The sequence below is a fragment of the Nonomuraea terrae genome (assembly GCF_004348995.1).
Taxonomy (GTDB): Bacteria; Actinomycetota; Actinomycetes; order Streptosporangiales; family Streptosporangiaceae; genus Nonomuraea; species Nonomuraea terrae.
In genome coordinates, this window is sequence record NZ_SMKQ01000291.1 from 1 (window position 1) to 8,209 (window position 8,209).

Here is an 8,209-nt window from a genome sequence, read left to right on the forward strand (position 1 = left end):
CCCACCCAACCCACGGAGTACCCCATGGCCAAGAGGACGCGCGCGACCCGGACGGGCCGTCGCTGGAACAGCAGCTCCTCGCCCTCGGCCCGACGTGCTCAGCCCGCTCCTGATGGAACTCCGGTCCAAGGGCACCCGCGACGCCCTCGGCGAGTTCCACACCCCGGCGTCGCTGTCCGACGCGATGGCCTCCATGCTTCTGCAGCCCGGCAGCATCACCCCTGGCATGAGGATCTGCGAGCCCGCCGCCGGCACCGGCGGCATGGTCCGCGCCGCCGCGCTCAGGCTGCGCGAGCTCGACTTCAACCCGCGCGACTTCTACTGGGTGATGGGCGAGCTGAACCCGACCGCCGCGGCGTGCGCCGCCGTCAACTCGGTCGTGTGGGACCTCGGCCCGAACGTGCTGATCCACGTCGGCGACACCCTTGCCGTCGGCGACATCGAGCGGGTCGCGTTCGAGCACCGCAAGACCGTGTGGGAGCACCACCAACAGCTGATGGAGGCCGCCCAGTTCGCGGCCGCCGTACAGCGGGCCCAGGCCCTCCTCAACGAAGTCACTTCAGCCGCCTGACCTTCTCGCAAGCAGAACAGCGCGACTAAGGGAGATCCCATGACCTGGAACAGCGGCCCGTGCGTCGACGACGTCCCCGAGGCGATCGTCGCCGCGCTCGACGCGATCAACGCTCAGGTGGGCTGGCCCCGGGGCCGCCCCGACCCGTGCGTCGGCCACATGGTGAGCGACCACCGGCCCGTCGACGGCATCGACGTCTCGGTCGGCCGCCGGACCGTGCATGTCAGCGTCGCCGGCGTGACGGTCGGCGTCGGGCCGCGCTGGGGCGGCATCGGCAACGCGGCCGTCCGCTGCGTCCTGCCGCACGCCTCCGCGCTCGACAGCCCGTGGGTGACCGCCCTGCACCAGGGCGGCGCGATCAACGCGTTCCAGCAGCACTTGCTGACCCTCCACGGCACCCACCGCTACAGCTGCAGCTTCCTGTCGCCCCGCGACCGGTGGTGCCGCATCTGCCAGGCCGGCCGCGCCGCCTGACCACCATCCCCCCGACCTTGAAGGGCCCCGCTCATGGCTGACAACCCCGACCGGATGTTGACCGTCACGCTGCCCAGCGGAATCTGGGACCACATCATTGACCGGCTCGGCGACTACGCCGACCAGGCCGAGGAACGGCCGTGGCTGGGCGACTGCCTCCACTGCGACAAGGCCCACCCCGGCATGTGCCCCGACCACCAGAAGGCGGCCGAGTACGGCGGGCAGGTCCGCGCCTGGCGTGACCAGATCGTGGACCAGCTCGCCGACCAGACCGCGACAACGGCCGACCTGGTGCGGCGGACCCGGAAGCCGCTGGACACCGAGCTCGGCCACCTGCCGCTGCGCTTCCTGGTCCGGAACGCGCTGGCGCGGGCAGGCATCTTCACCCTCGGCGACTTGGCCGCCTACAGCGACGCCGACCTGCTCGGGATCAGGCAGCTCGGGCCGCGCAGGTACGCCGAGCTGCGGGCCGTGCTCCGCAAGGTGGCCGACAGCTGATGCGCACGCCGCCGCTCTACCTCGCCCCGCCGTCCACGCCCTCGATCCGGGCAGAGATCGCCGCCGGCAGGCTCGGCGCCATCGTCACCCCCGCCAGCGGCAACCGGCTGCCCGACGACGGCGTGTTCGCGGTGGACAACGCGGTGTTCAGCGGCAACTACCCCGGCGACGTGAAGTACCTGCGGTACCTGGAGCGGTTCGTCGATCACGCCGACCGGAGCTTGTTCGTGACCGCGCCAGACGTGGTGGGCAACGCGTACGCCACCGTGGCGCGGTCACGGCGGATGCTCAAGGAGATCCGCGCCATGGGTCTACCGGCCGCCCTGGTCGCGCAGGACTTCATGGAGTTCTGCCCGCCGTGGGACTGGGACGACTTCGACGCCCTGTTCATCGGCGGCACCACCGCGTGGAAGCTGTCGGACGCTGCGGCGAACCTCGCCAGCGTCGCCGCCTCGCTCGGCAAGCATGTGCACGTCGGGCGGGTCAACTCCCTTCTGCGCTACCGGATGGTCAGCTGGGCCGACTCCGTCGACGGCACCTACCTGCAATGGGCGGGCCCCGACCAGGCCCTGCCGACCGTCCTCGGATGGCGCGACGCCCTGCTCCAGGACGACGACCAGTCGCCTGCGCCGCCCAGCCTGTTCGACACGCCTCCGGACGACCTCGATCCGTGGGACGGCGGATACGACCTCACGTCGTGGCTCAAGCCCCCACCTCAGAAGCGGCGGCCGACGCCGCGCCCCCAACTTGGACAACTCGCCCTGCTGTGAAAGGAACCCACGTGGACGACAACGCCCTGTTCGACCCGCCGCCGGCCGCCGACACGGAGACGGCCGCGGCCGCGCACGGTTGGACGACGATCAGGCGGAAGAAGGTGACGGTGACCGTCGAAGACGAGGTCGGCGCCGCCGAGCCGATCGTCCGGCCTGGTCAGCGCGACTTCTTCCCCCGCGACCTCGTCTACCGCTGGGTGTGGACGCCCGAGACCGGCTGGACGCTCTCGCTGTACGAGGCCAGCGGGCCGAACCGGAAGGCGAACGGCGATGTCGGCCTGATGACCGTCACCGAGCGTCTGCACGGAGCCTCCCCGGCGTCGTGGTCCAAGCTGCCCGACTGGCTGTACCTGGCCATGGTCGCCGCCCTGCCCAACTGGGAGCCGCCCGCCGCGCAGCTGCAGCCAGCGGAAGGTGCGGTCGAGGCCGTCATGGCGGCGGCCGACGAGCCCCGAGTGCGCGCCGACGACGACCTGGAGAGGGGGCGGCCCTGGTGAGCGGCGACCACTGGGCGGCCGCCAGAGACGCCCGCATGCGCAAGCGGGCCACGCGGAAGAAGCAAGTCGAAGACCTCCTTCAGGTCGGAGTCACCGACACGGCTGAGATCGGGCGACATCTCCGCGTCACCGATCGGACCGTTCAGCGGTACCTGCGGGAGCTGCAGGGCAACGTCGACCGGCGGGTGATCCTGTACCCGGAGATCAAACCGCTCGTGTTGGCGCACCTGCGCAAGTACCCGCATCTGCGGATCACGGGGTGCATGCTTGCCAGAGCTCTCCAGATACCGTTTCGCGACCGCGTTGAAAACGCGCTGCTCAGCCTCGAACGCGACGGCCTGGTACGGCGCGAGATCGGCACCCGCAAGGAGGGCGACCTTCGGCCCTCCATGAAGCTGATCCTCTGGTCACTCGCCGAGCAGGGACAGCCCGATGGACAGTGAGCCGCGCGGCGCGGCCGCGCGTCAGGCCGCGTACGAGCAGACCCCCGCAGGGCAGCAGCGCGGCATGTGGGGCATCTACTTCGGCCACCCCGGGGCGCGGGACCGGGGTGGCTTCACCTCCACCGCGCCCGAGCATCGGCCGACCCTCCTCGCGCGGGTCGTCGACGAGCCGACGTGGCGCCAGCTCTACCGGGGCGCGTGCCTGGGATGCGACTGGGAAGGCGAGACGCGATCCCGGAACGCCGACGCGATCGAGGACGCGCACGACCACGCCTGGCCCGGCTGGCGTGACCTGCCCGGCGTGAAGGTGCCGAAGTCGAACTACGAGCGGTGGCTGTCCGAGGTGAAGCGTGCCTACCCGCCCGGCTGGCTGGAGGCTGGCGGCCCGATCGTCACGATCCGATCCGACTCCCGGTTCTCCCGGCATCTGCCAGGCAAGGCGCCAGGCGGCGGCTACGACCTGGCCGCCGCGTACTACCAGGCGAAGCGGACGCGAGACATTCACCCTCAAACCACACTTGATCTTGATTTGGAGATCCCCTCATGACTCATCCGGGACCGTGGACCCCGGCGCCTCCGCAGCGTCATGCGACGGTCCGCCCCAATCCGGCGGTGGGACATTACGGGCAGTTCACGGAGCCACTCACACAACCCGGCCAGCTGAAGAATCGAGGTTAATCCCAAGATAGAGCTACGTCAGCACGGGTCGAGATAATAGACAGGATCCCAGCGGACACGGAACGGCGAAGGTGGATTATGCACGCCGACGAATCCCACAGTTGTCCCATTCTGGTCTTTCAAGATCACTGTAGCGTTATCGGTCTGGTTGTTCATGATGGCGCCGTCGCCGATGAAGTCCGTGAGCGTTCGTTGCGTACAGCTGTAGAGAATGAAAACGTTGTGATAACCATCGCCTCGACCAGCAGCAACGCACACATACCCTCGCGCGCAAGAATGGAGCATGGCGTTCCGGCTTTCGGTGGTCATCTTAATCCCCACGTTCTCACCATGCTCTGGATAGAGTGGGGTAAGGTTAGGAAACCAGGCTGTTGGTCCGATGTCGGCCGTGCCCGAGTGCTCCTTATCTGTCGTTGCAGTCGCATTGGCGACTGTATTGGCAGTCGGCTCGGCCGCTTGAGCCGGTGTCACCGTGAACAGCATTGAAACCAGCGCGAGCAACGCGGCGAGCGCCGAGAGTCTGCGCCTTATCTTCGATTTCATGGTCCTCCCTTTGTAAGTCCGGACACTCTGCGACGCGCGGATGGCGCCGCGAGTTAAGTGTCGGACTTCACTGGGGTCGTGTACAGGGCGGCGGCCGGACATTTACCGGACATCTAGCGCCACGGGGAAGTGCTCCCCGCGCCGGAGGGCTACACCGAGGTCCTGTTGGAGGGGTATCCGGTGCTGGCCACCGCCGATCGGGCCTTGTGCGAGGGTTTTGCGCGCGGCATGACCGACTTCACCAACGACTGCGCGGGCGACGTCCCGGCAGAGCAGCCCGGAACACAGAGGTGATGTCGTGAATGAGTTGGAGGCGACCGCCGCGGCGGTCGTACCGACGGCGGAGGAGTGGCAGCCGGGAGACGTCGTGATCGACAATCACAGCGATTCGTTCTCGCGCGTGTCCGCCGAAGACGAGGCAGCTGGCTTGCCGTGGGCCTACGCCACAGAGAACACCCGCAGTTTCGTCGGCGGGCCGAACGCGCGGAGGGCGCGGTAGGGGAAGGTGCTCCCGTCCGGCCGCTGACGTTGCTCGTCCGCGATGGGCGGGCAGCGCTCGCATTCCAGGATCGGATCGTTTTTAGACACGGTGCCCTCGCGGGCGTACAGAAAGGCCGTCACCTCGCGCGGTGACGGCCTTTCTGCTGGCCTCATCAGGTCCGGCGTCAGCATACCCGGGGATGCAGACGGTCATGCTGAAGGCGGCGGCTCGCCAGGAGCAGTGCCGTCATCGTCGCGGACGAGGCGCCCAGTACCGTCCGGCAACGTCTCCAGGTGCCACCCAGTCGGCCATATGTAGTCAGCGTCTGACGCACGCACCACCGCCTCGGCGAAGTTCGCCTTGGACAAGGTCGCCTGGGCGAACGCGGTGTGCCAGGAGAAGGTCGCCTTGGCGAACGAGGCGCCTTCGGAGAAGGTGGCCCCGTTGAACGAGGCTTGCTCGGAGAAGGTAACCTCGCGAAACGAGGCTTCCCCAGAAAAGGTCACCCTGCGGAACCATGCGGACTTGGAGAAGGTCGCCGTTTCGAACCATGCGCTCCTGGAGAAGGTCGCCCTGGCGAAGGAGGCTTCCCCGGCAAAGGTCGCCCAGCGGAACCAAGCGTTCCCGAGGAAGGTCGCTCCGTCGAAGGTGGCGGCGACGGGGTGACAATACTCAAAGTCAATCTCCATTAGGGTGGCACCAGTCAGGTCGATGCCCATGCCTGGCCAAAAGCGTGAATCTTCGGGGGCGGCGTCGCGCTCCTCGGCGGGGCGCCTGTCGCGCAGATGATCGGCCAAGATGCCTTGAGCCGTCAGTCGGACCTGGCGTTCACCTTCTGGATCAGCCTCTGCGCTCATGGGAGATGGTCCAGCAGCCGTTCCGGCGATCCCCTTGTAGGTGCGGGCGGCGTGGTAGCGGCGTCGTGCTTCACGCAGAGCGGTTTTACGTTCCTCCTCCGGGTCTACCGGAGTCGGTGGCGTGTAGGGCATGCGGAGGTAGGCGCAGATGACGTTGACGATCGTCTGCCGGTGATCGGGGTTGTCCTGGGCGAGGCGTTCCAGGGCGTACAGGCCGGCCAGGCGGACGGCGGCCTTGTCGTGGCCGAGTTGTTCGGCGGCCTTGGTGTAGAGGTCGGTGACGCGGCGTTCGGTGGCGTCGTGCTTGTTGTGCTCGGCTACCTGCTCGGACAGAGCAGCGTTGCGGTCGGCCAAGTCAGCGTTGCGCTTGGCCAACTCGGTGTTGCGTTCGGTGAGGTGGGCGGTGACGTGCGCCGTGTGCTCTTGGTGGCGTTGGCGGCGGAACGCCAGCATCAGCGTGACCGCTGCCCCTACTCCGGCTCCGGCCGCGAGGGCGGTCTGAAGAGCGCCTTGGCGTCCGCGCGCGTCGGTCAGCCCTGGGTTGTCCTTGAACAGCAGCCACCAGGCGACCCCGCCGATCACGCCGACGACGAGCAGCGCGATCGGCACGATCCACAAGGCGGCCGAGCGAGGGGTGCGAAGCTGCGGGGGAGACATAGGCTCAGGGGGCGCGGCGACTTCCGCGGGGGGTCGGCGTCGTAACAGCACGTCCCCATTGCAGCACTCGTTGGCACCGCTGGGAGACGTTTTGATCGTGCAGGCCCGCTGATGGCGGCCGGCATCGAGGGGCCGGCCGCCATCAGCGGGGACCTACTTCAGCAAGGGCCGCACGATAGCCTCGACCAGCGGGAGCGGGTCGTACTTCAGCGCGACGAGCGCGATGCAGCCCCCCATAATGATGAGGGCGATGGCGACCTTGTTGGACATCGCCAGGCCGGGCGGCTTCTGGGCACCGCCGCTGCCGTTGTCGCTGGCGGGGGGCTTGTCCTGGGGTGGACTGGGCGGCGTTCGCTTGAACACCTGACCTCCTGGGTTAGCACAGGTAACAGGACCGGCTCGATCCCCAGGAAGCGCAGGTCAGGTACGCGGTTCGTGTTGCTTGCGCGCACCGCCGCCGCTTAGTGTGTGTACTGGCATTTGGCACGGACTAAAGCGGCGCTCCGGCACTTCCTGGGGTTCGGCTTCGTGCACGACTCAACCCCAGCCCTGTCCGGCTGGGGTTTTGTCGTGGTCCAACGCTAGTACGGTTCACCGACGCCATGTTCCCAAGTGCACACCCGAGTTTCGGGAAAGGGTTCTATTCGCACGCAGGACTTCGGGGTCTCCGCAGGTGACTGCGGGCTTTGCGCAGGTCAGCGCAGGTTTGCGAGGTCGTGTTGTGGTTCAGCAAGAAACTGGCTTGTGAGGTTGCGGTCCGTGTAGTCCGGGCTCTGGTTGCCGGGGTCTTCGTGAGGGAGGCTGCGGGGGTTTGCCCAGGTCCCAGGGTGATCGGCTCCTTGCTGAGCAGGTAGGAGATGTTCAGCGGAGAGAAGGTTCTCATGGTTCTCGACGAAGATCGCCATGGTGGTTCTCACCGAAGATCACCGATGAGCCCACCGTGGGCCACTAGACCATTCCTTGGGACATATTCTACCAAATAGGGATTTTGTCCTGATTGGGCGGCCGATAGAAACCGGACGTGCCCACCCCTTTCCACCAGCGCGAACACGCGCGTCTGCGCGGCCCCATCGAGCCCATGCTCGCCAAGACCGTTAACGAGTTCCCGCTGGGACGGCCTGGCCAGTGGGCGTACGAACCCAAGCTCGATGGATTCCGCGCCCTGGCCATCATCGACAGCGACCGCGGCGTGAACCTGCAGTCCCGGCGCGGCGCCCGTTTCAACGAGACTTTCCCCGAGGTCGTCTGGGCTGTCTACGAGCACGTCCCAGCGCGGACCGTTCTCGACGGCGAGATCGTACGGTGGGCGCCGACCGGCCGCCTCGACTTCTCCTCCCTGCACCGCCGCAACGTCGCTGGGCGCCGCCGCGCCGCCACCTTGGCCAAGACCGAGCCGTGTCACTTCGCGGTGTTCGACCTGCTCCGGCTTCGCGGCCACGACGTGACCGGCCTGCCTCTACGTGGGCGCCGCGCGCTCCTGGAGCAGTTGTTCGCGCCCCTCCCGGCCGCCGGCGTCCTCGCCCTCGGCATGCACACGCTGGACGAGGCCAAGGCGCGAGCCTGGTACGAGACGATGCACGTCGCTGGAGTCGAGGGCCTCGTCATGAACTGCGCCGGGTTTCGTGGAGACTCGGCTACTTGGTTTCTGCCGCGGTCGCTGCGGCTTGTTGGTGACGGTAGTGGATCGCTTCGTACTCTGCGGGTGGGATGTCGCCGCAGGCGGTGTGCAGCCGGCGA

At 67.7% G+C, this 8,209-nt stretch carries 12 protein-coding genes; 9 read left to right on the plus strand and 3 right to left on the minus strand.

Annotated features, from left to right (window positions below; genetic code table 11):
* Positions 1-112 precede the first annotated feature (112 nt).
* The 7 genes from E1286_RS43830 to E1286_RS43860 are packed head-to-tail and all read left to right on the plus strand — an operon-like array spanning position 113 to position 3,803.
* Positions 113-571 carry an N-6 DNA methylase gene (locus E1286_RS43830; protein ID WP_132622809.1) on the plus strand — a complete coding sequence of 153 codons (459 nt, stop codon included), beginning with the start codon at positions 113-115 and terminating at the stop codon, positions 569-571.
* Positions 572-610: 39 nt separating this feature from the next.
* On the plus strand, positions 611-1,045 hold the full coding sequence (locus E1286_RS43835; RefSeq protein WP_132622811.1) for a hypothetical protein: 435 nt from the start codon (positions 611-613) through the stop codon (positions 1,043-1,045).
* A 33-nt stretch (positions 1,046-1,078) separates the two neighbouring features.
* Positions 1,079-1,543, plus strand: coding sequence for a DNA-directed RNA polymerase subunit alpha C-terminal domain-containing protein (locus tag E1286_RS43840; RefSeq protein WP_132622813.1), 465 nt, complete (start codon positions 1,079-1,081; stop codon positions 1,541-1,543).
* Positions 1,543-2,313 carry a hypothetical protein gene (locus E1286_RS48945; protein WP_187368315.1) on the plus strand — a complete coding sequence of 257 codons (771 nt, stop codon included), beginning with the start codon at positions 1,543-1,545 and terminating at the stop codon, positions 2,311-2,313. The genes E1286_RS43840 and E1286_RS48945 overlap by 1 nt, the downstream gene beginning before the upstream one ends.
* Before the next feature lie 11 nt (positions 2,314-2,324).
* Positions 2,325-2,813: a hypothetical protein gene (locus tag E1286_RS43850; protein ID WP_132622815.1), complete on the plus strand. Its 489-nt coding sequence runs from the start codon at positions 2,325-2,327 to the stop codon at positions 2,811-2,813.
* The gene (locus tag E1286_RS43855) at positions 2,810-3,256 is read left to right on the plus strand and encodes a hypothetical protein (RefSeq protein WP_132622817.1); all 447 of its coding nucleotides are present in this window, start codon (positions 2,810-2,812) and stop codon (positions 3,254-3,256) included. The genes E1286_RS43850 and E1286_RS43855 overlap by 4 nt, the downstream gene beginning before the upstream one ends.
* Complete coding sequence (locus E1286_RS43860; RefSeq protein ID WP_132622819.1) at positions 3,246-3,803, plus strand: DUF6349 family protein; 558 nt, start codon at positions 3,246-3,248, stop codon at positions 3,801-3,803. The genes E1286_RS43855 and E1286_RS43860 overlap by 11 nt, the downstream gene beginning before the upstream one ends.
* Before the next feature lie 149 nt (positions 3,804-3,952).
* On the opposite strand, the gene E1286_RS43865 is transcribed toward E1286_RS43860, so the two are convergent.
* Entirely contained in the window at positions 3,953-4,477 is a 525-nt protein-coding gene (locus E1286_RS43865; RefSeq protein WP_132622821.1) for a hypothetical protein, read from the minus strand.
* A 298-nt stretch (positions 4,478-4,775) separates the two neighbouring features.
* Here E1286_RS43865 and E1286_RS43870 point away from each other — a divergent pair, with 298 nt between their 5' ends.
* Positions 4,776-4,976 (plus strand): hypothetical protein, encoded by a 201-nt coding sequence (locus E1286_RS43870; protein ID WP_132622823.1) that lies wholly within the window; start codon positions 4,776-4,778, stop codon positions 4,974-4,976.
* A gap of 191 nt (positions 4,977-5,167) precedes the next feature.
* On the opposite strand, the gene E1286_RS43875 is transcribed toward E1286_RS43870, so the two are convergent.
* Positions 5,168-6,424 (minus strand): pentapeptide repeat-containing protein, encoded by a 1,257-nt coding sequence (locus E1286_RS43875; protein WP_132622825.1) that lies wholly within the window; start codon positions 6,422-6,424, stop codon positions 5,168-5,170.
* Positions 6,425-6,625: 201 nt separating this feature from the next.
* Positions 6,626-6,835, minus strand: a complete 210-nt coding sequence (locus tag E1286_RS43880; RefSeq protein WP_132622827.1) for a hypothetical protein — start codon at positions 6,833-6,835, stop codon at positions 6,626-6,628.
* Positions 6,836-7,493: 658 nt separating this feature from the next.
* Between E1286_RS43880 and E1286_RS43890 the strand changes: the two genes are divergently transcribed.
* A partial coding sequence (locus tag E1286_RS43890; protein WP_484213930.1) for an ATP-dependent DNA ligase occupies positions 7,494-8,209 on the plus strand: 716 nt, incomplete at its 3' end.